The organism is Streptomyces yamdrokensis (assembly GCF_053890455.1).
On record NZ_CM132679.1, the window covers coordinates 1,930,006 to 1,949,655 of the forward strand.

The window sequence follows — 19,650 nt, forward strand, 5'->3', positions numbered from 1 at the left end:
CGGCGGTGACGCACCGCCGGGACCCCCGCCCCCTCCCCCGGTGTGGACGGGGCGGCCTGCCGGCGCCGGAGGCGACAGCCGGCCGGGAACGGGAGGAGGCCGAGCCGTACGTACGCGCAGCGCACGCGGGGAGATCTCCGGGACGCTGCCCGGTTCTCCGGGGAAATCAGTGCAGTGGGGAGTCTCGCCTCCCGCTTCGCGTCACTTTAGTCCACGGTGTGGCCCGGTCAATCAACCGGCCTGCGCGGCGCGGCCCTCGGCGCGAGGACAACCGCGTCCCGGGGAAACCACCCGTACGAGGGGGCTCACACCCCTCTTGTGGGTCATCTCACACGAAAGGCGGATGACGTTCTTTGTCCCGTCTCACAGCGGGCCCGGAGAGCGGGTGACCAGTACCGTCATGGCTATGACGACTTCTGCATCGGTTCCTGCGGGCTCAGGAAACACGACGGCCGGCCAGGGCACGGTCACCGACCGTCTGGTGAAGGCGAACGAGCAGTACTCCGGCGCCTTCACCGATCCCGGAATGGACGCCCGGCCCGTTCTCCGTGTCGCCGTGGTGGCCTGTATGGACGCCCGGCTCGACCTGCACGCCGCGCTCGGTCTCGAACTCGGCGACTGTCACACCGTCCGCAACGCCGGAGGTGTGGTCACCGACGACGTGATCCGGTCGCTGACCATCAGCCAGCGGGCGCTCGGCACCCGCAGCGTGGTCCTCATCCACCACACCAACTGCGGTCTGGAATCCCTCACCGAGGAGTTCCGGCACGACCTGGAGATGGAGGTCGGCCAGCGTCCCGCCTGGGCCGTGGAGTCCTTCCGGGACGTGGACCAGGACGTACGGCAGTCGATGCAGCGGGTGCGCACCTCTCCGTTCCTGCCGCACACCGACGACGTGCGCGGGTTCGTCTTCGACGTGAAGACCGGCCTGCTGCGCGAGATCGACCCCGCCTGACCCACCGGCCCGCTCCGAGGAGGTCCGTGTTCTCGGGGTCCTCGGGGTCCTCGGGTTCTCGGGTCCTCTGGGTCCTCGGGGTTCCCGCGTCCGCTCTTTGGACGTCGCGAGGCCGAACGACACTCCACGAAAGTCGTACGACCTGACATATCGCCGACAGTTGTCCACAGGCGAGTGACACGAATCGGTAACGGCGGCAAGAATGCGGGAGTGGTGCCGTGCGGAACTTTTCACGCGCGGTGTCCGTGATTCGGGGTGGGCCGGTCCACACAGCAAGGCGTCGGCCCGGACATTTGGGCCCTCGTTCCTTCGGAGCGGGGGGAAAGGCCGAGGAGGGCCGGGTGACGACCTATGACGATCGAGCGAGCCTCACTGATCTGACCGCCGTGGTCGAGCGCGTGCGGGGTTCGGTGGAGGGCGTGATCGAGGGCAAGCCCGAGGTCGTACGGCTCTCGCTGACCGTGCTGCTCGCCGAGGGACATCTGCTCATCGAGGACGTCCCGGGCGTCGGCAAGACGATGCTGGCCAAGGCGCTGGCGCGGTCCATCGACTGCTCGGTGCAGCGTGTCCAGTTCACACCGGACCTGCTGCCGTCGGACATCACCGGTGTGTCCATCTGGGACCAGCAGCGCCGCGACTTCGAGTTCAAGCCGGGTGCCATCTTCGCGCAGGTGGTGATCGGCGACGAGATCAACCGCGCGTCGCCGAAGACGCAGTCCGCGCTGTTGGAGTCGATGGAGGAGCGCCAGGTCACCATCGACGGCACGACCTACGAACTGCCCAGCCCCTTCATGGTGGTGGCGACGCAGAACCCGGTCGAGATGGAGGGCACCTATCCGCTGCCGGAGGCCCAGCGCGACCGGTTCATGGCCCGCGTCTCGGTCGGTTACCCGAGCGCCGAGGCCGAACTGCGGATGCTGGACGTGCACGGCGGCGTCTCCCCGCTGGAGGACCTCCAGCCGGTGGCGCACGCGCACGAGATCCTGAAGCTGATCGAGGCGGTGCGCGCCGTCCATGTGGCCGAGCCGGTCCGCCGGTACGTGGTGGAGCTGGTCGCCGCCACCCGCACGCACCCCGACCTCAGACTCGGCGCCTCCCCGCGCGCGACGCTGCACCTGCTGCGCGCCGCGAAGGCGTCCGCCGCGCTGAACGGCAGGGAGTACGCGCTGCCGGACGACGTGCAGGCACTCGCCGTGGCCGTCCTGGCGCACCGGCTGCTGCCCACCGCCCAGGCCCAGCTCAACCGCCGCACGGCGGAGCAGGTGGTGCAGGAGATCCTGCAGCGCACTCCGGTGCCCGCCGCCGCCCCTCAGCGGAGCGGCGTCGGCGTGGGCCGTGGCGGTCCGGGGTACGGCCAGCAGCCGCCGCGGAGGCTGTGATGACGACCGCGGGTTCGGTCCGCGCGGAGGGCGACCACGGTGACCGGGGCGGCCTGCGTACCGCTCTGGCCGGGCTGACCACCCGCGGGCGCTCCTTCCTGGCCGCCGGCGCGGCGGCCGCGGTCTGCGCCTATGTACTCGGACAGAGCGACCTGCTGCGGGTCGGGCTGCTGCTGGCGGTGCTGCCGCTGGTGTGCGCGGGCGTGCTCTACCGGACCCGTTACCGGGTCGCGGGCAGCCGCCGGCTCTCCCCCTCCCGGGTACCGGCCGGCTCCGAGGCACGGGTGCATCTGCGGATGGACAACGTCTCCCGGATGCCCACGGGCCTGCTCATGCTCCAGGACCGGGTGCCCTACGTGCTCGGGCCGCGGCCCCGGTTCGTGCTGGACCGGGTGGAGGCGGGCGGGCGCCGCGAGGTGTCCTACCGGGTCCGCTCCGATGTGCGCGGCCGCTATCCGCTGGGCCCGCTGCAGCTGCGGCTCTCCGACCCGTTCGGGATGTGCGAGCTGACCCGGGCCTTCTCCACGTACGACACGCTGACGGTGATCCCGCGCGTGGAGCCGTTGCCGCCGGTGCGGCTGAGCGGTGAGGCCAAGGGGCACGGCGACGGGCGGCAGCGTTCGCTGGCGCTGGCCGGCGAGGACGACCTGATCCCGCGCGGCTACCGCTACGGCGACGATCTGCGCCGGGTGCACTGGCGTTCCACCGCGCGCTACGGCGAGCTGATGGTGCGCCGCGAGGAGCAGCCGCAGCGGGCCCGCTGTTCGGTGCTGCTGGACACCCGTGCCATCGCCTACGCGGGCGCGGGTCCGGACTCGGCGTTCGAATGGGCGGTGTCGGGTGCGGCGTCCGTGCTGACGCACATGCTGGAGCGGGGTTTCTCGGTGCGGCTGCTGACCGACACCGGCGCATCGGTGCCGGGCGAGGGCTCCGACGGGTTCGCGGGCGCGAGCCAGGGGTCGGCCGACGCGGCCGGGCTGATGATGGACACCCTCGCGGTGGTCGACCACTCCGACGGGGCGGGCCTGTCCCGGGCGTACGACGTGGTCCGCGGCGGGAGCGAGGGACTGCTCGTGGCCTTCCTCGGTGATCTCGACGAGGAGCAGGCGGCGGTGCTCACCCGGATGCGGCAGCGCGGCGGGGGCGCGGTCGCCTTCCTTCTGGACAGCGGGACCTGGTTGCGGGAACCGGCAAACGCGTCCGGTCCGTTGGACGGTGGCGGGGAGCGGTCGCGGATGCTGCGCGAGGCGGGCTGGACGGTGGTGGGTGTGCCGCGGGGCGCCTCCCTGGAGGAGCAGTGGCGGCTGGCGGACCGGGAGCGTTCCGCTCTGGCGGCGGCGAGCGGTGGGGAGGGGTCGGGATGAGCGGACGCCTCCGGCTGGCGCTGGCCTCGTGGGCGGCCACCCTGCTGGCCGCGTGCGCGCTGCTGCCGCTGGTCGAGCCGCCTTCCTGGCTCCTGCAGGCGGCCCTTCTGCTGGCGGTGCAGGCGGGCGTGGGCGCGGTGGCCCGGCGGGTGCCGCTGGCGCGCCCGCTGACGGTGGCGGTGCAGGCGCTTGCGGCGCTGGTGCTGCTGACGCTGGTCTTCGCGCGTGAGCACGCGTTCGCCGGTCTGCTGCCGGGACCGGACGCGTTCCGCTTCTTCGCCGAGCTGCTCGACCAGGGCGCCACGGACGTCGGCCGTTATGCGATACCGGCGCCGCTGTCCGAGGGCATCCGGCTGATGCTGATCGGCGGTGTCCTGGTGATCGGGCTGCTGGTGGACACCCTCGCGGTGACCTTCCGCAGTGCGGCACCGGCCGGGCTTCCGCTGCTCGCGCTGTACTCCGTCGCCGCGGGTCTGTCCGACGGCGGGGCCGGCTGGCTGTGGTTCCTGCTGGCGGCGGCCGGCTATCTGACGCTGCTGCTGGTGGAGGGCCGTGACCGGCTCTCCCAGTGGGGGCGGGTCTTCGGCGGGGCGTCCCAGGGCTCGCCCGGTGAAGCGGGCGGGACCCGCGCGCCGGTGCGCACCGGGCGGCGGATCGGGGGGCTCGCGGTGGGCATAGCCCTGGTGGCGCCGCTCGGTCTGCCCACGATGAACGGCGGCCTGCTGGACCCGGCGGGTTCGGGTGCCGGCCCGGGCTCCGGCGGGGGCGGCACGATCTCCGCGGTGAATCCGCTGGTGTCCCTGCGCGACTCGTTGAACGTGGACGAGGACCGCCAGGTCATGTCGGTGCGCTCCGAGGCGGAGAACGTCTCGGACCTGTATCTGCGGATCGTGTCCCTGGACGACTTCGACGGCACCACCTGGAAGCCGTCCAAGCGGTCCATCACCACGGTGCCCGACGGTGCCTTCCCGACCCCGGCCGGCCTCGGCCCGGACATCGGACGCGAGGAGATCGGCACGACGATCTCGACCGCCGACTGGTACGGGCAGGACTGGCTGCCGATGCCGTATCCGCCGAGCGGCGTGGACATCAGGGGCGAGTGGCGCTACGAACCGGTGGGGATGACCCTGGTCGGCGACCACGGCCAGAACACCCGGGGGCTGACCTATCAGGTGCGCAGCCTGGACGTGCGGCCCACGGCGGAGCAGCTGGCCGACGCGTCGGCGCCGCCGGCCGCCCTGGAGCGGGACTACACAAAGCTGCCCGACTCGCTGCCCCCGGTGGTGTCCCGGACCGCCCGTGACGTCACCGAGGGGGCGACGAACGCGTACGACCGTGCGGTCATGCTCCAGGAGTACTTCACCCTGACGGGCGGCTTCGAGTACGACACGGAGGTCGACGTCGGCAGCGGCTCGGAGGCGATCGCCCGCTTCCTGAGGGACAAGGAGGGCTTCTGCGTCCACTTCTCCTTCGCCATGGCGTCGATGGCCCGGTCCCTGGACATACCCGCCCGGGTCGCGGTGGGTTTCGCGCCCGGCACCCCGCAGGCGGACGGCACGGTGGCGGTGGGGCTGCGGGACGCGCACGCCTGGCCCGAGCTGTACTTCGAGGGTGTGGGGTGGACCCGCTTCGAACCGACCCCCACCCGTGGTTCGGTACCGGAGTACACCGTGCCGGAGACGCCGGACAACGCGCTGCCCGACCCGGCCCGGCCGTCCGCGGCGGAGCCCTCGGAGCCCTCGGCCGCCCCGTCGGAGAGCGAGAACTGCTCGGTGCAGCGGCAGCGGCTGGACGACTGCGCGAGCGAGGCACCCCTGGCGACGCTGCCCACGGACGGTGACGGGCCGAAGTGGTACGTGGTGCTGGCGTGGGTGCTGGGCACTCTCGCCGTCCTGGTGCTGCCGCTGGCGCCGATGCTGTGGCGGCTGCGGACCCGTTCGGTGCGCCTGGGCGCGCACGGCCGGTCCGAGGCGGGCACGGCCTCGCACATCCTGGCCGTCTGGGACGAGCTGACGGACACGGCGTGGGACGTCGGCGTCTCCCCGGACGAATCGCTGACTCCGCGCAAGGCGGCGGCCCGGATCGTCCGGCTCGGCCGGCTCGACCCGGATGCCGCGGCCTCGGTGCACCGGGTGGCGGATGCGGTGGAGCAGGTCCTCTACGCACCGCGGCCGCGCCCGACGGCGGGCCTCACCGACGATGCGCGCCGGGTGGCGGCCGGACTGCGGTCCGTGGCCGGCCGGGGCGCGCGGCTGCGCGCGCTGTTCGTGCCGCGTTCCACGGTGCGGGTGGTGTGGGCGGTGTCGGCCCGGTGGACCGCCGTCCGGGACCGCTTCCTCGCCCTGCGGCCGGCATGGCGCAGGCCCACCTGGCGCAGGCCCTCGCGGCAGCGGGGATGACGGGGCGGGCCCGGCCGGGCGGGTGACCGCGGTCGAACGGATGCACGACGAGGGGTGCGGGGCAGGACGACCGAAAATCGTCCTGCCCCGCACCCCTCGTCCGCTGCCTGCCCTGCCCCCGCCTGCTCCTGCCGGCGCCCGGCCGGTGCGCGGGCGCGCGTCGAACGGGTGTGCGGCCGCGTGTCGGCCCGGGTGCGGAGATGCGTCAGGGGGTGACCACCGGGCTGGTGGTCACCCCCTGTACCCATGTCTTCGCGCAGGTCCTGGAGTGGAGTGGAGAGGCTACTGCCCGCCGCCCTGTTCGTCGCGGCGGCGCTGCCAGCGCTCCTCTATGCGGTTCATCATGGAGCGCCGCTGCCTGGCCTGACGGCCGGACTGCGGTGCGCCGGTGGAACCAGCGGTACCGGTGGTACCGGCGGCGGCATCGACCGCCTGTTCACCGGGCTTGGGCGCTTTGCGCCAGCCGGTCACGGCGAGAACCGCGCAGCCCAGCATGACGAGGAACCCCATCACACTGAGCCAGACCTGCTGAGCGACCATTCCGGCCATGAGGAGCGCAATACCTACGAGGAAGCCCGCGATCGCCTGGTAGACCCGCCGACGGGTGTACGTACGCAGGCCACTTCCCTCGAGCGCCGACGCGAACTTGGGATCTTCGGCGTACAGCGCTCGCTCCATTTGCTCGAGCATGCGCTGCTCGTGCTCCGAGAGCGGCACGGCGTCCTCCTCATCGTGCAGTCGCCGGGGCGACCCGGGGGGTCCCTTCAGGATAGGCAGGGATTCGCCCCCATGAAACCCGCCCCTCTGCGCCAATTGGCCAACCGGCACCCGTCATGGGCGTCCCGGTCCGCTCGAGGCTTCTCATTCCCCGGCGGCCAGGCCGTCATGCCGGACGGTCTCCCTCGATCATACGGTGCCCAGCCGCCATTCGGGGGGCCTGTGGCGGACTCCCTGCGGAGTGCGGCCGACGGCCGCGCCGCTGATCAGCGGCGCGGCGCAGGCGGCTCTCAGGCCCCTTCGGTCCCCGGAGCCTCACCGAGCACATGGAGCTGGGTGGCCACGGCGTGGAAGGCGGCGAGTTCGGCCGCCGCGGCCTCCAGTTCCAGCAGCGCGTCCAGGGCTCCGGGCTCGGTGTCCACGAGCACGCCGGGGACGAGGTCGGCGAAGACCCGCACGCCGTGCACGGCGCCGACCCGCAGCCCCGCTCCCTCGACCAGGCCGGTGAGCTGATCGGCGGTGAAGCGGCGCGGTACGGGGTCGCCCGTGCCCCATCGGCCGTTCGGGTCGTCGAGTGCCTGCCGGGCCTCCTTGAAGTGACCTGCGAGGGCCCGGGAGAGCACGGCGCCGCCGAGGCCGGCCGCGAGCAGGCTGAGGACGCCGTCGGGGCGCAGGGCGGCCACCGTGTTGCGCACGCCCTCGGCCGGGTCGTCGACGTACTCCAGCACTCCGTGGCACAGCACCACGTCGTAGCCGCCGCGCTCGGCGACGTCGAAGAGGCCGTGCGCGTCGCCCTGGACGCCGCGGACCCGGTCGGCGACGTCGGCCTCGGCGGCGCGGCGCTCCAGGGCGAACAGCGCGTTGGGGCTGGGGTCGACGACGGTGACCCGGTGGCCGAGGCGGGCCACGGGCACGGCGAAGTTGCCGCTGCCGCCACCCGTGTCGAGGACGTCCAGCGCCGGCCGTCCCGTCGCCCTGACCCGGCCCTCCAGGGCGTCCTGGAGGACCTCCCAGACCACGGCGGTACGGAGAGCGGCGCGGGGGCGCAGGGTGTCCGACACGGCAGTTGACTCCTCGGCGGGCACCGCCTCGTTCACGGCGGAGCGATCGGGCTGCCTCTCGGCCCGGACAGGGAACGCGGAGGCTTCAGGCGTCTTCCACCCTATTGCCTGCGCCGCATCGCCCGCGCCGCCCCGCTCACGCCCCCGCCGGGCGGGGGCGTGAGCGGGGCGGCAGGGTGGGCCGGGGCCCGGGAGAAGCCCTCAGCCCGCGTCGGGCAGCTCGCGGGCCGTGCCGCCGCCCGGGTCGTGCCCGTCCGGGTGGCCGGGGCGGTCGTCCGAGCGGGGCTGCGGGAGGACGGGCTGGAGGACGAGCATCCGCTCGACCAGGCGCAGGAACATCGCGACGTCCCGTATCAGGTCGTCGGCGTCCCGCCCGCTGGCCGCGTCCCGGATGCCCGCCTCCGCACGGGCGCGGCGGCGGGCGCCCGAGGCGAACAGGGCACTCCATTCGGTGAGTTCGGGCGCGATCTCGGGGAGCACTTCCCAGGCGCTCCGGATCCTGGTGCGGGCCCGGGGCGAGGTCTCGGGCCGTCCCCGTGCGGCGAGCACGGCGGCGGCGGTGCGCAGGGCGGCGAGGTGGGCCGTCGCATAGCGCTCGTTGGGGGTGTCGAGGACGGTGGCCTCGTCGAGTCCGGCACGGGCCTGGGCGAGCAGGTCGAGGGCGGCGGGCGGGGCGGTGGCACGGCGCAGCACGGGGTGGACGTCGCTCGGCGGACCGGTCAGTGAGGGGGCAGGGCCGGTGGCGCGGCGCCGGCGGGCGGCGGCTACGGACGAGTGGGCCATGACGAACCTCCTGTCGTCTTCGTGACGGCATCCCCTGCTACGAGGTGCCGTATGCGTTCATCGTGCGGTATGCCACTGACAATCCGTTCCGACCTGGGGCTTTGTCTCGATCGACTGTTCGATGCGGAGCGGGCCGCCCCCTGGGCCGAGCCTGTGGAGGGGCGGGCCGGGGGTGCTGTGAGAATCAGGGGCATGGAACGCAGCAGCACCACGTCGGGCGGCAGCACCCGCCGCGAGGCCACCCGGCAGAAGCTCTACGAGGCGGCCGTCACTCTCATCGCGGAGCAGGGCTTCTCCGCCACCACCGTGGACGAGATCGCCGAGCGGGCGGGGGTCGCGAAGGGCACGGTCTACTACAACTTCGCGAGCAAGTCGGTCCTCTTCGAGGAACTGCTGCGGCACGGGGTCGGGCTCCTCACCGCCTCTCTGCGGGAGGCGGCCGAGCGGACGGCCGGGGCGGGCGGCAGCAAGGTCGACGCCCTGGACGCGATGGTCCGCGCGGGGCTCGTCTTCATCGACCGCTACCCGGCCTTCACCCAGTTGTACGTGGCCGAGCTGTGGCGCACCAACCGGGCCTGGCAGTCCACGCTGCTGGTGGTCCGGCAGCAGGCCGTGGCGGTGGTCGAGGACGTGCTGCGCGAGGGCGTGGACAACGAGGAGTTCAGTGCGGAGATCGACATTCCGCTGACGGCCGCGGCACTGGTCGGCATGGTGCTGGTGGCCGCGCTGGACTGGCAGGCCTTCCAGCCGGAGCGCTCCCTGGACGATGTGCACGCGGCGCTGTCCCGGCTGCTGCAGGGACGTGTGAGCGGCCGCCGCTGAGACGGCGGGGACGGCCCGGCGGTGGCCGTCAACCGGCCCGGGCCACGGGAGAACGCCGGTCCGGCGGTGGCTGCGTCCCCCGCGAGCCACTGCCGGACCGGCGCCTGGCGTACTCCCCCGTACGTCCCACCGCGGGACCCCCGTTGCGGTCGTCCCCCGGGTTCCCCCGTGCCTCGCTCCCGCCGACGCCGCCGGCGGAAGGAGCGGGCAGCGGGCCCGGACCGTTCCGGCGCCCCGTGTCGCCGGTTCCGGATCCGTGCCCCTCCCCGTGGCCTCTACTCTCTCGTTTTCGCAGGTCGTGGCCCATCCGCGCGCGTACTCATCTCGGGGACTAGGTATGGGTACTCAGCCCTGCGCACCCGCCCTCACAACGCCGCGACGGGGGCGGCTGCACCCGGGCGGGTGCCTCGGTGGCCGCGGGCAGGGCCTCGGCCCGCCGGATCCGCGGCGCAGCCCTCCTCGGGCAGGTCCGTCGCGAGGTCCGGCACGAGACCGCGTACGGACTCCGTGCGGGAAACGGACGGACCGGCGGCACCGCCCGACCCTGGTGCTGCGCTTACCGGGCGCCGCGGAGATCCTCACCGCGGGAACCGCCTCCGACGCCCCTGCGCGGGTGACCGCACCGGCGGCCCGGCCGGCGGCTCGCCGCCCACCGCCCCCTCCTGGCCGTGGCCGCGGGCCGCCGCGCCACCGCACTCGCGGCGGGACGACGGGGTGCCGGCCGGCGTTCCCGGGCCACCGGCCCCGCCCGGACGGCCCGGGAACGCCTGTCGGTGACCGGCGGGTAATGTCTTTGGCATGGCACGGATTGCGGTGATCGGCGCCGGGCTGGGCGCGATGGCTGCCGCTGCCCGGCTGGCCGTCGCGGGCCACCGGGTGACGGTGTACGAGCGGACGGACACGTACGGCGGGGCGTTGCGCCGGCTGGAGCGGGAGGGCTTCGCCTTCGACACCGGCCCCGGGCTGCTTCCCCTGCCCGCGGTCTACCGCGATCTGTTCCTGAAGACGGGCAGGGAGCCGCTGGAGTCCTGCGTCGAACTGGTCCAGGTCGACCCGTCGTCGCACCACGTGTTCGCGGACAGTACGCGTCTTCCGCTGCCGAACGCGTCCCGCGCGGGTGTCGTCTCCGCCCTGGACGCGGCCCTCGGGCCTGCCGCCGCCAGGCGCTGGGGCGACTTCCTGGTGCGGGCCCGCGAGGCCTGGGACAGGACGCGCAGGCCTCTCCTGGAGGAGCCGCTGTGGCCCGACTGGCAGGTGCTGGCCGAGCGCGAGCCCTACCCGGCCGTCCCCCACAGGAAGCTGCTGCGCACGCGCACGGCGGGCACGCTCGCCGAGGTCGCCGCCTGGGAACTGCGCGATCCCCGGCTGGTCTCCCTGCTGGAGAGTCACGCGCTCGAGCACGGTTTGGACCCCCGGTCCACTCCGGCGAGCGCGGCGGTGCTGCCGTACATGGAGCACGCCTTCGGTACCTGGTACGTCCGCGGCGGCATGCGGGAGCTGGCCCGCGCGGTGTACGAGCGGTGCCTGGCCCGCGGGGTGGAGTTCCGTTTCGGCGCCGAGGTCACCGGGGTGCTGGAGAAGGACGGCCGGGCGGCGGGCGTGGAGTTCACCGAGAACGCCTTCCGGGCCTCGCCCGGCGCCGCCGCCGTCGATGGCGGCCGGGGGGCGGTGACCGAGGCGGACCATGTGGTCGCCGGGGTGACGCCCGGTGTGCTGGACCGGCTGACGCGGGAGGCGCGGGTGCGGGGTGACGGCGAGGTTCCGGGCCGCCCTGGAGCGGCGAGCCGCCTGACGGTGCTGCTGGCGCTGCGCGGCGGACGTCCCGAGGGGACGCCTCACCGGACGGTCGTGCACACCCGGGACCGGGAGGCCGAGCTGGCGTCCCTGTTCGGCTCCCCCGCGGGTCTGCCCGCGCACCCCACGGTCACGGTCCTGCGGCCCGACGACCCCGCTCTGGTCCCCGACGCGGACCATGAGGCGGTCACCCTCACCTCGACAGTGCCCGCGGGATCCGCGGGACCGGCGCTGGAGGAGCACGCGCGGAACATGATCACCGCCGCCGAGCGGGCCGTACCCGACCTGCGCGACCGTCTCCTGCACAGCGAGGTCCGCACCCCGGACGACATCGCGCGGGCGACGGGCGCGGAGGGCGGAGCGGTACCGGTCCCGGCGCTGGCCGCGGCGGGCGGGCGACTGCTGCACCCGTCCAACAGCACCGGGACACCGGGCCTGTTGACGGTGGGCGGCTGGTCGCACCCCGGCGGGGGCCTCCCGCACGCCGGGATGTCGGGCGCGCTGGTCGCGGGACTGATCGTGGAGGGACCGGAGTTCCGCGGATCCCGGTGAGCGGCCGCGACGGGCCGGGCCCGGTCAGTAGCGGTACTGCTGCTCGTCGTACCCGCTGTCGTTCCCGTTGCCGGGGCCCTGGCCCTGCCGGCCGTCGTCCTGGTACGGGTACGGCTGCTCCTGCGGGAGTTCACCGCCGTACAGGTCGTCGGCGCTGCGCTGCTGCGGGACCCACAAACCGCCCGCCGGGGTGTCGCCGCCGTAGCCGCCGCCGTACTGCTCCTGGCCGCCGTAGTCCTGCCGGCCGTACTGGTCCTGCGGGTCGGTGTATCCGGTGTCGTACGAGGTCCCCTCGTAGGTCGGATTGCCGATGTACGGGTCGGAGTAGGCGGCGTACTGCTGCTGTTGGCCCGTGTCGTAGGCCTGCTGCTGACCGTAGCCGGAGTAGTCGTAGGCGTAGTTCTGGCCGGTGTCGTAGCCCTGGCCGGTGCTCTGGGCGGTGGCCCCGTACTGGTCCTGGGCGGTGGCCCCGTACTGGTCGTCCTGAGCGGGGGCGGCGTACCCGTTGTCGTTGTAGACGCCGTACGAGCCGGTGTCGTCGGGCATGGGCTGCGGCTCGTAGACGGCGGTGGTCTCGGCGGCCGCCGCCTGCTGCTCGCCGCGCACGGGCGTGAACACGTCGTCGCGGTCGTAGTCGTCGTCGGCTCCGTAGGAGTCCCGGTCGCGGCGCCGGCCGGCACCCCCGTACCCGGCGCCCTCGTCCCCGTGCCCGGCGCCGGTGGCCTCCGGATCGGAGACCTCCGGGTCGGAGACCTCCGGGTCGGAGACCTCCGGGGCCGGGTCCTGGCGCCCGCGGTCGCCGCGGCCCCCCTTGACTGCGGACAGCAGCGGGGCGTTGACCGCCCAGCCTTCCGCGAAGCCACGGCGGAACGACAGCGTGACGTAGGTCTGGCCGATCGCGAAGGCGATGGCGCCCAGTCCGATGACGGGAACGGACGGGATCAGCACGCCGAGCACGACGCCCAGGAAGCCCGCGAAGGCGAGCAGCCGCCAGCGCAGGCGCGCCTTGTACTGCAGCAGCACCTCGCCGAGCAGCCACAACGCGACGACGCCGAACGCGATGTAGAGGACCGTCCAGCCCATGTACGCCCCTCTCCCAGTGGCCGCTACGCAGTGTGTCGTATGCCGGTGCGACCGGTCTAGGCCCGCAGCGGGTGGTGCAGGCCCAGGTTCTCGTAGATTTCCAGCGTCGCCGTGGAGTTGTTGAGCGTGATGAAGTGCAGTCCGGGCACTCCCTCGGCCAGCAGCCGTGCGCAGAACTCCGTGGCGAACTCGATACCGATGGAGCGTACCGCCGCCGGATCGTCCGCCGCTGTGAGGATCCGCTCTTTCAGGGCATCCGGGAACGACGCGTTACTGAGCTGCGGCAACCTCTCCAACATCTTCACACTGGTCACCGGCATGACCTCGGGGATCACCGGTGTCCCGCAACCCGCCGCGTCGACCCGGTCACGCAGACGCAGGTAGGACTCGGGCTGGAAGAACATTTGGGTGATCGCGTAGTCGGCGCCGGCCCGGCACTTGTCGACGAAGTTCGCGACGTCCGTGTCCCAGTCGGACGACCTCGGGTGCATCTCCGGGAAGGCGGCGACACCCACGCAGAAGTCGCCCGACTCCTTGATGAGCCGGACGAGTTCGGCGGCGTAGGTCAGGCCCTGCGGATGCGGGATCCAGTCGGCCATCGGGTCGCCGGGCGGGTCGCCCCGCACGGCGAGCATGTTGCGGATCCCGGCGTCGGCGTACTGGCCGATGATGTTGCGCAGTTCGGCGACGGAATGGTCGACCGCGGTGAGGTGGGCGACCGGGGTGAGGGTGGTGTCGGCGACGATCTGCTCGGTCTCGTGGACCGTGCCCGCGCGGGTCGACCCTCCGGCTCCGTAGGTGACGGAGACGAAGTCCGGGGCGACCGCCTCGACCCTGCGCAGCGCGCTCCAGAGGTTGCGCTGGCCCTTGGGCGTCTTGGGTGCCGAGAACTCGAACGAGTACGTCGTCTTCCCGGCAGCGAGCATGTCACGCACAGTGCGCGCGTGATCAGTCCTGACGGATGCGGTTCCGAGGGCCATACCGGCAGGTTAGCCAGGGGACGCCGGTCCCCCCAACCGGATGCGGGGATTCGCCGGAATTGCCGACTTGTTGTCCACCCCTTGGACACTGTCAGGGACGTGTGCCGCCTGCCGCCTGCCGCGTCCGCCTCGCGAACTCGGCCGCCGCCGCGCCCGGGTCGTCCGCCTCGGTGATGGCCCGTACGACGACCACCCGGCGGGCGCCGGCGTCCAGTACCTCGTCGAGGTTGCCGAGGTCGATGCCGCCGATGGCGAACCAGGGGCGGTCGGTGCCGAGGGCGGCGGCGTACCGGACCAGGCCGAGGCCGGGGGCGGGTCGGCCGGGCTTGGTGGGGGTGGGCCAGCAGGGGCCGGTGCAGAAGTAGTCCACGCCGTCCTGCACGGCGGCCGAGGCGGCCTCGGACTCGGCGTGCGTGGAGCGGCCGATCAGGATGTCCTCGCCGAGGACGGCCCGGGCCGCGGGGACGGGGAGGTCGCCCTGCCCGAGGTGCAGTACGTCGGCGCCGGCGGCGTGGGCGACGTCCGCGCGGTCGTTCACCGCGAGCAGCTTGCCGTGCCGGGCGCAGGCGTCCGCGAGAACCGTCAGGTGCTCCAGCTCCTCGGCGGCCTCCATGCCCTTGTCCCTGAGCTGGACGATGTCGACGCCGCCTGCCAGGACCGCGTCCAGGAACTCCGGGAGGTCGCCCTGCCGCTTGCGGGCGTCGGTGCAGAGGTAGAGCAGGGAGTCGGCGAGGCGGGCGCGCGGGGCGGTGCCTGCGGCGGTGTCGGGCATGCGGGAGTCCCCCGTGTGTCGGTGGCGGCCGGGCCCGGTCGGCGTGGGGCGGGCCCGGTGGGTCGTCGGCGGGTGCTCCGGCCCGCCCGGGGCCGGTGGAGCACACGCCGCGACGGATCCTGTGCCGCCGCCCCGGCGCCCTGTGCGAGCGGTGCCGGGTGGCGGTCGGGGCGGTGGCGGTTCACGTCCGGGTACGGGGGTGAGTGGGTACGGGCGCAGGCCGCGCACGCGTACGGATGTGCGCGCCGGCGCGCGTACGGGTCCCGGCGCTCCGCCCCGGGGCGTGCCCCGAGGTCAGACGGCGAGCGCCTGGGCGCGGCGCTTCACCTCCGTGCCGCGGTTCTCGCTCAGCGCCTGCGCGGGCGTGCCCGGCAGGCTCTCGTCGGGGGTGAAGAGCCAGTCCAGCATCTCTTCGTCCGTGAAGCCGTCGTCCCGCAGGAGCGTCAGGGTCCCGGAAAGGCCCTTGACGACCTTGTCCCCGTCGATGAAGGCCGCGGGGACGTGCAGTGCGCGGTTCTCACCTCGGCGTACGGCGATGAGCTGGCCGTCCTTGACCAGCTGCCGGACGCGCGTCACCTCGACGCCGAGCATCTCGGCGATGTCGGGCAGGGTGAGCCAGGCGGGGACGAGAGCATCGGTCTTTGCGTCAATCTCGGTCACGGGACAAGCGTGCCATCTGCCACCGACAGTCGGAAGCCAGGCCCCTCCACCTGGGCGGGTGTTTCAGCCCGGGCGGACGACCGGGCACCGGGGCGCGAGGGCGGCGGGGGCCCGGTGCTCACGCCGCCCTCGCCGACTTCAGCGGTCTCGTCGGGTCGGCCAGCAGCGTCCCGTCCATCGCCGTGCCCGCCTCGATCAGCCGCCGCCCCTGGGCCAGGTCGCGGGGGCGGCCCACGGCCAGCAGCGCGACCAGCCGGGATCCGCGGAGCCAGCAGACCGTCCACGCCGGGCCGTCCGCCTCCCCGCGCCACACCGTCCGGTCGGCGTCCGCGTGGTGCCCGGCGTACTGGACGAAGCGTCCGAACTGCTCGGACCAGAAGTACGGCACCGGGTCGTACACCGCCGGGGGCTCGCCGGTGGCCGCCCCCACGATGTTCGCCGCGACCGTGCGCGGGCCCTGCAGGGCGTTGTCCCAGTGATGCACCAGCAGGCGTTCGCCGTACCGCTCCGAGGGGAAGGACGCGCAGTCGCCGACCGCGTACACGTTTGGCACGGAGGTCGCCAGGCGGGCGTCGGCGACCACCTCGCCGTACCGGCCCAGCTCGATGCCGGAGCCGGCCAGCCAGGCGGTGGCGGGGCGGGCACCGATCCCGACGACGACGGCGTCCGCGGACAGCCGTGAACCGTCGTCCAGCACCACCGCGCCCGGCTCGACGCGCTTCACGCGCGCGTGCGTGCGCAGCTCCACTCCCGCGTCGCCGTACCAGGCGGTCATCGAAGCGGCCACCTCGGCCGGCAGCGCCTCGGCCAGCGGGCGGCCGGCGGCCTCCACGACGGTGACCGCGCAGCCCGCCTCGCGCGCCGCCGTGGCGAACTCCGCGCCGATCCAGCCGGCGCCGACGACCACGACGTCCTGCCGGCGCGCGAGCACGGGCCGCAGCCGTTCGGCGTCGTCCAGGGTGCGCAGCAGGTGGACACCCGGAACACCCTCCGCACCCGGCAGCCGGACCGGTTCGGCACCGGTCGCGACGACCAGGACGTCGTAGGGGACCGGCCCGGCCTCCGTGTCCAGCTCGTGGTCGGCGGGGCGCAGCCCGAACACCTCGCAGCCGAGCCGCAGTTCGATGCCGAGTGCCTCGAAGTCGACGTCGAGGGCGGAGTCCTCCGCCTTGCCGAGCAGGACGGCCTTGGACAACGGCGGTCTGTCGTACGGCTGGTGGGGCTCGGCGCCGATGAGGGTCACGGCGCCGGCGAAGCCCTGCTCGCGGAGGGAGACGGCGGTCTGCACGCCGGCCATGCCGGCTCCCGTCACCACCACGCGCCGCGGCCCGGACGGCCCCCGTTCCCGTGTCTGCTCGCTCACCTGATCACCATAGACACCTGTTCCGCGGCCGGTCGGTCCTCGGGGGTCGTGAGTTGCTCCACGACGCTGGTGCCGCTGCCCGGCTGCGACTCCCACGCCCAGGTCTCCTCCAGCCGCAGCCGTCCGTCGGGCAGTTCCACGACCGTCGACTCGCAGTGTCCGCCCGAGGTGGTGCCGTCCTGTTTGAGCTGCACGTACCGGAAGTCCAGCCGGTCCCCCTCCCTGGTGCCCACCAGGTGTCCGCGGACGACGTCACCGCCCGCGTACTCGGCCCAGATCCGGCCGCCCTGCTCGTGGTAGACGAACCGGGTGCGGGTACCGACCTGCCCCGGCGCCTGGTCGGCGACCGGGGAGAGGACGAGGCCGTCGAGCGAACCAGCCATGTGAGGGCTCCCTGCGCGTTCGTTGTTCCGGCATTGTTCCGGGGCTAGGCTGGCCACCGTAGAACACGCGCGGGAGTCCGGACGCACCGGACTGAGAGGGAGGCTGGCGGCCTCCGACCGTATGAACCTGATCCGGGTCATGCCGGCGAAGGGAGGGGCTGGACGCCCATGCCGCCCACACACACCCCGGGTACCCCGGGTACCCCTGACGCCTCGGGTGCCCCGCGCGCGCCGGGACGTTCCCCGGACGTCCTCGTCGTCGGGGGCGGGATCATCGGCCTGGTCACGGCCTGGCGGGCCGCGCAGCGCGGGCTGGCCACGACCGTGCTGGACCCCGAGCCGGGCGCCGGTGCCGCCCAGGTGGCCGCCGGGATGCTGGCCGCCGTCACGGAACTGCACTACGGCGAGCAGACCCTGCTCGGTCTGAATCTCGCCTCCGCGCGCCGCTATCCCGACTTCGCCGCCGAGCTCACCGAGGCCACCGGCCACGACCTCGGCTACCGCCGCTGCGGCACACTCGCGGTCGCGCTGGACGCCGACGACCGCGCCCATCTGCGCGAACTGCACGCCCTCCAGCAGCAGTCGGGGCTCGACGCGCAGTGGTTGTCCGGGCGGGACTGCCGGCGCCTGGAACCGATGCTCGCACCGGGGGTGCGCGGCGGGCTGCGGGTGGACGGCGACCACCAGATCGACCCCCGGCGCCTGGCGGCCGCGCTGGTGACGGCCTGCGAGCGGGCGGGCGTGGTCCTGCACCGCGCGTGGGCCGAGCGGCTCACCGTCACCGGGGAGCGGGCCACGGGCGTGGTCACCGCCGACGGCACCGGGCTGAGCGCCGGGCAGGTGGTGCTCGCCGGGGGCAGCCTGAGCGGGCGGCTCGCGGGAATCCCGCCGGAGGTGCTGCCTCCGGTACGTCCCGTGAAGGGGCAGGTGGTCCGGCTGGCGATGCCGGACCGGTTCGGGCCCTTCCTGAGCCGGACGGTACGCGCGGTGGTGCGCGGCAGCCATGTGTATCTGGTGCCGCGCGAGAGCGGCGAGCTGGTGATCGGGGCGACCAGCGAGGAACAGGGCTGGGACACGACCGTCACCGCGGGCGGGGTGTACGAACTGCTGCGCGACGCCCACGAACTCGTCCCCGGGATCACCGAACTTCCGCTCACCGAGACCCGGGCCGGGCTGCGCCCCGGCTCACCCGACAACGCGCCGCTGCTCGGTCCGTCCGCGCTGGCGGGACTGGTCCTCGCGACCGGGCACCACCGCAACGGCGTGCTGCTCACGCCGGTCACCGGCGACGCCCTGGCCGAGGTCCTGACCACCGGTGAACTCCCGTCCCATGCCCGCCCCTTCACCCCCCGGCGGTTCACCGCCGCCGCACTCACGGAGCAGCCCGCATGAACGATCCGGCGAAGGCCGCCGCCGGCCGAACCGACACCGACACCGACACCGACACCGTCTCCGTCTCCGTCTCCGTCAACGGAGAGCCGCGCGAGGTGGCTCCGGGTACGGCGCTCGACGCGCTGGTCGCCACCCTGACCCCCGCTCCCTCCGGGGTGGCCGCCGCCCTCAACGAGACCGTCGTCCCGCGCGCGCAGTGGCCGCTCACGGCCCTCTCCGAGGGGGACCGGGTGGAAGTCCTGACCGCCGTCCAAGGAGGCTGACCATGGCCGACGATCCATTCGTTCTCAGCGGTACCACCTTCACGTCCCGGCTGATCATGGGGACCGGCGGGGCGCCCAGCCTCGAGGTGCTGGAGCGGGCGCTGGTGGCGTCCGGGACGGAGCTGACGACCGTCGCGATGCGCCGGGTGAACGCCTCGGCGCACGGCTCGGTCCTGTCGTTGCTGGAGAGGCTGGGCATCCGGGTGCTGCCGAACACGGCGGGCTGCTACACCGCCGGTGAGGCGGTGCTCACCGCGCGTCTCGCGCGGGAGGCGCTCGGCACCGATCTGGTCAAACTGGAGGTCATCGCCGACGAGCGCACCCTCCTGCCGGACCCGATCGAGCTGCTGGATGCGGCGGAGACCCTGGTCGACGACGGGTTCACGGTGCTGCCGTACACCAATGACGATCCGGTGGTGGCACGGAAACTGGAGGACGTCGGCTGTGCGGCGATCATGCCGCTCGGGTCGCCGATCGGGTCGGGGCTCGGCATCCGCAACCCGCACAACTTCGAGCTGATCACGCAGCACGCGCGCGTGCCGGTGATCCTGGACGCGGGCGCCGGTACGGCGTCGGACGCGGCGCTGGCGATGGAGCTGGGGTGCGCGGGGGTGATGCTCGCCTCGGCGGTCACGCGGGCGCAGGAGCCGGTACTGATGGCTGCCGCCATGCGGGGTGCGGTCGAGGCGGGGCGGCTGGCGCGGCGGGCGGGGCGGATTCCGCGGCGGCACTTCGCCGAGGCCTCGTCCCCTGCGGAGGGCCTCGCCGTGCTGGATCCGGAGCGGCCGGCGTTTTGAGTGTTCCCCACTCGCGCACCACCCGTTTCCGGTCGGCCGGGAGGTGCACGCTCCCCGTGGGAGTGCGCCGCCGTCGGCGGCCTTTGCGTCGCGGTCCGGACCGTGCGCGCGTCCGTCCCGCGCCGTGTACG

Annotated in this window: 18 protein-coding genes and 1 riboswitch; of the genes, 9 read left to right on the forward strand and 9 right to left on the reverse strand. The window is 73.7% G+C overall.

Going from position 1 to position 19,650, the window contains the following annotated elements:
• Positions 1-406: 406 nt before the first annotated feature.
• The 4 genes from ACWZEH_RS08060 to ACWZEH_RS08075 all read left to right on the forward strand — a co-directional run bounded on the left by ACWZEH_RS08060 (position 407) and on the right by ACWZEH_RS08075 (position 6,097).
• Complete coding sequence (locus ACWZEH_RS08060) at positions 407-955, forward strand: beta-class carbonic anhydrase (protein ID WP_456196933.1); 549 nt, start codon at positions 407-409, stop codon at positions 953-955.
• 341 nt (positions 956-1,296) lie between these two features.
• A complete protein-coding gene (locus tag ACWZEH_RS08065; RefSeq protein WP_456196935.1) occupies positions 1,297-2,334 on the forward strand; it encodes an AAA family ATPase in 1,038 nt (345 codons plus the stop codon).
• Positions 2,334-3,698 carry a DUF58 domain-containing protein gene (locus ACWZEH_RS08070; RefSeq protein WP_456196936.1) on the forward strand — a complete coding sequence of 455 codons (1,365 nt, stop codon included), beginning with the start codon at positions 2,334-2,336 and terminating at the stop codon, positions 3,696-3,698. Before ACWZEH_RS08065 ends, ACWZEH_RS08070 begins: the two co-directional genes overlap by 1 nt.
• Positions 3,695-6,097 (forward strand): transglutaminase TgpA family protein, encoded by a 2,403-nt coding sequence (locus tag ACWZEH_RS08075; RefSeq protein ID WP_456196938.1) that lies wholly within the window; start codon positions 3,695-3,697, stop codon positions 6,095-6,097. The genes ACWZEH_RS08070 and ACWZEH_RS08075 overlap by 4 nt, the downstream gene beginning before the upstream one ends.
• Before the next feature lie 282 nt (positions 6,098-6,379).
• Here the strand turns inward: ACWZEH_RS08075 and ACWZEH_RS08080 are convergent, their stop codons facing one another.
• The 3 genes from ACWZEH_RS08080 to ACWZEH_RS08090 form a co-directional block, all read right to left on the reverse strand.
• Positions 6,380-6,814: a DUF3040 domain-containing protein gene (locus ACWZEH_RS08080; protein WP_456196940.1), complete on the reverse strand. Its 435-nt coding sequence runs from the start codon at positions 6,812-6,814 to the stop codon at positions 6,380-6,382.
• Positions 6,815-7,104: 290 nt separating this feature from the next.
• A complete protein-coding gene (locus ACWZEH_RS08085; RefSeq protein WP_456196942.1) occupies positions 7,105-7,875 on the reverse strand; it encodes a methyltransferase in 771 nt (256 codons plus the stop codon).
• Between the two features lie 201 nt (positions 7,876-8,076).
• Positions 8,077-8,658, reverse strand: a complete 582-nt coding sequence (locus ACWZEH_RS08090; protein ID WP_456196944.1) for an SAV_6107 family HEPN domain-containing protein — start codon at positions 8,656-8,658, stop codon at positions 8,077-8,079.
• Between the two features lie 192 nt (positions 8,659-8,850).
• Between ACWZEH_RS08090 and ACWZEH_RS08095 the strand changes: the two genes are divergently transcribed.
• Both ACWZEH_RS08095 and ACWZEH_RS08100 read left to right on the forward strand, forming a co-directional pair.
• Positions 8,851-9,480: a TetR/AcrR family transcriptional regulator gene (locus ACWZEH_RS08095; protein ID WP_456196946.1), complete on the forward strand. Its 630-nt coding sequence runs from the start codon at positions 8,851-8,853 to the stop codon at positions 9,478-9,480.
• A gap of 798 nt (positions 9,481-10,278) precedes the next feature.
• On the forward strand, positions 10,279-11,826 hold the full coding sequence (locus ACWZEH_RS08100) for a phytoene desaturase family protein (protein WP_456196947.1): 1,548 nt from the start codon (positions 10,279-10,281) through the stop codon (positions 11,824-11,826).
• Positions 11,827-11,850: 24 nt separating this feature from the next.
• Here ACWZEH_RS08100 and ACWZEH_RS08105 read toward each other — a convergent pair whose 3' ends face one another.
• From ACWZEH_RS08105 to ACWZEH_RS08130, 6 genes are all read right to left on the reverse strand, one after another.
• Positions 11,851-12,909, reverse strand: coding sequence for an SCO2102 family sporulation regulator (locus tag ACWZEH_RS08105; RefSeq protein ID WP_456196949.1), 1,059 nt, complete (start codon positions 12,907-12,909; stop codon positions 11,851-11,853).
• Positions 12,910-12,965: 56 nt separating this feature from the next.
• Entirely contained in the window at positions 12,966-13,889 is a 924-nt protein-coding gene (metF, locus tag ACWZEH_RS08110) for a methylenetetrahydrofolate reductase [NAD(P)H] (protein WP_456196951.1), read from the reverse strand.
• Positions 13,890-13,980: 91 nt separating this feature from the next.
• Entirely contained in the window at positions 13,981-14,661 is a 681-nt protein-coding gene (gene thiE / locus ACWZEH_RS08115; protein ID WP_456196953.1) for a thiamine phosphate synthase, read from the reverse strand.
• 294 nt (positions 14,662-14,955) lie between these two features.
• Entirely contained in the window at positions 14,956-15,321 is a 366-nt protein-coding gene (locus tag ACWZEH_RS08120) for an Rv2175c family DNA-binding protein (RefSeq protein ID WP_456196955.1), read from the reverse strand.
• Between the two features lie 118 nt (positions 15,322-15,439).
• Positions 15,440-16,684 carry an NAD(P)/FAD-dependent oxidoreductase gene (locus tag ACWZEH_RS08125; RefSeq protein ID WP_456196957.1) on the reverse strand — a complete coding sequence of 415 codons (1,245 nt, stop codon included), beginning with the start codon at positions 16,682-16,684 and terminating at the stop codon, positions 15,440-15,442.
• On the reverse strand, positions 16,681-17,067 hold the full coding sequence (locus ACWZEH_RS08130) for an avidin-fold protein (protein WP_456196958.1): 387 nt from the start codon (positions 17,065-17,067) through the stop codon (positions 16,681-16,683). Before ACWZEH_RS08130 ends, ACWZEH_RS08125 begins: the two co-directional genes overlap by 4 nt.
• A gap of 59 nt (positions 17,068-17,126) precedes the next feature.
• Positions 17,127-17,238: riboswitch (TPP riboswitch) on the forward strand.
• On the opposite strand from ACWZEH_RS08130, the gene thiO reads away from it, so the two are divergent.
• From thiO to ACWZEH_RS08145, 3 genes are all read left to right on the forward strand, one after another.
• On the forward strand, positions 17,236-18,459 hold the full coding sequence (gene thiO / locus ACWZEH_RS08135; protein WP_456196960.1) for a glycine oxidase ThiO: 1,224 nt from the start codon (positions 17,236-17,238) through the stop codon (positions 18,457-18,459). (Overlaps the previous riboswitch by 3 nt.)
• Positions 18,460-18,554: 95 nt before the next feature.
• Entirely contained in the window at positions 18,555-18,722 is a 168-nt protein-coding gene (gene thiS, locus ACWZEH_RS08140; RefSeq protein WP_456199496.1) for a sulfur carrier protein ThiS, read from the forward strand.
• 2 nt (positions 18,723-18,724) lie between these two features.
• Positions 18,725-19,519 (forward strand): thiazole synthase, encoded by a 795-nt coding sequence (locus tag ACWZEH_RS08145; RefSeq protein ID WP_456196962.1) that lies wholly within the window; start codon positions 18,725-18,727, stop codon positions 19,517-19,519.
• Positions 19,520-19,650: the final 131 nt, after the last annotated feature.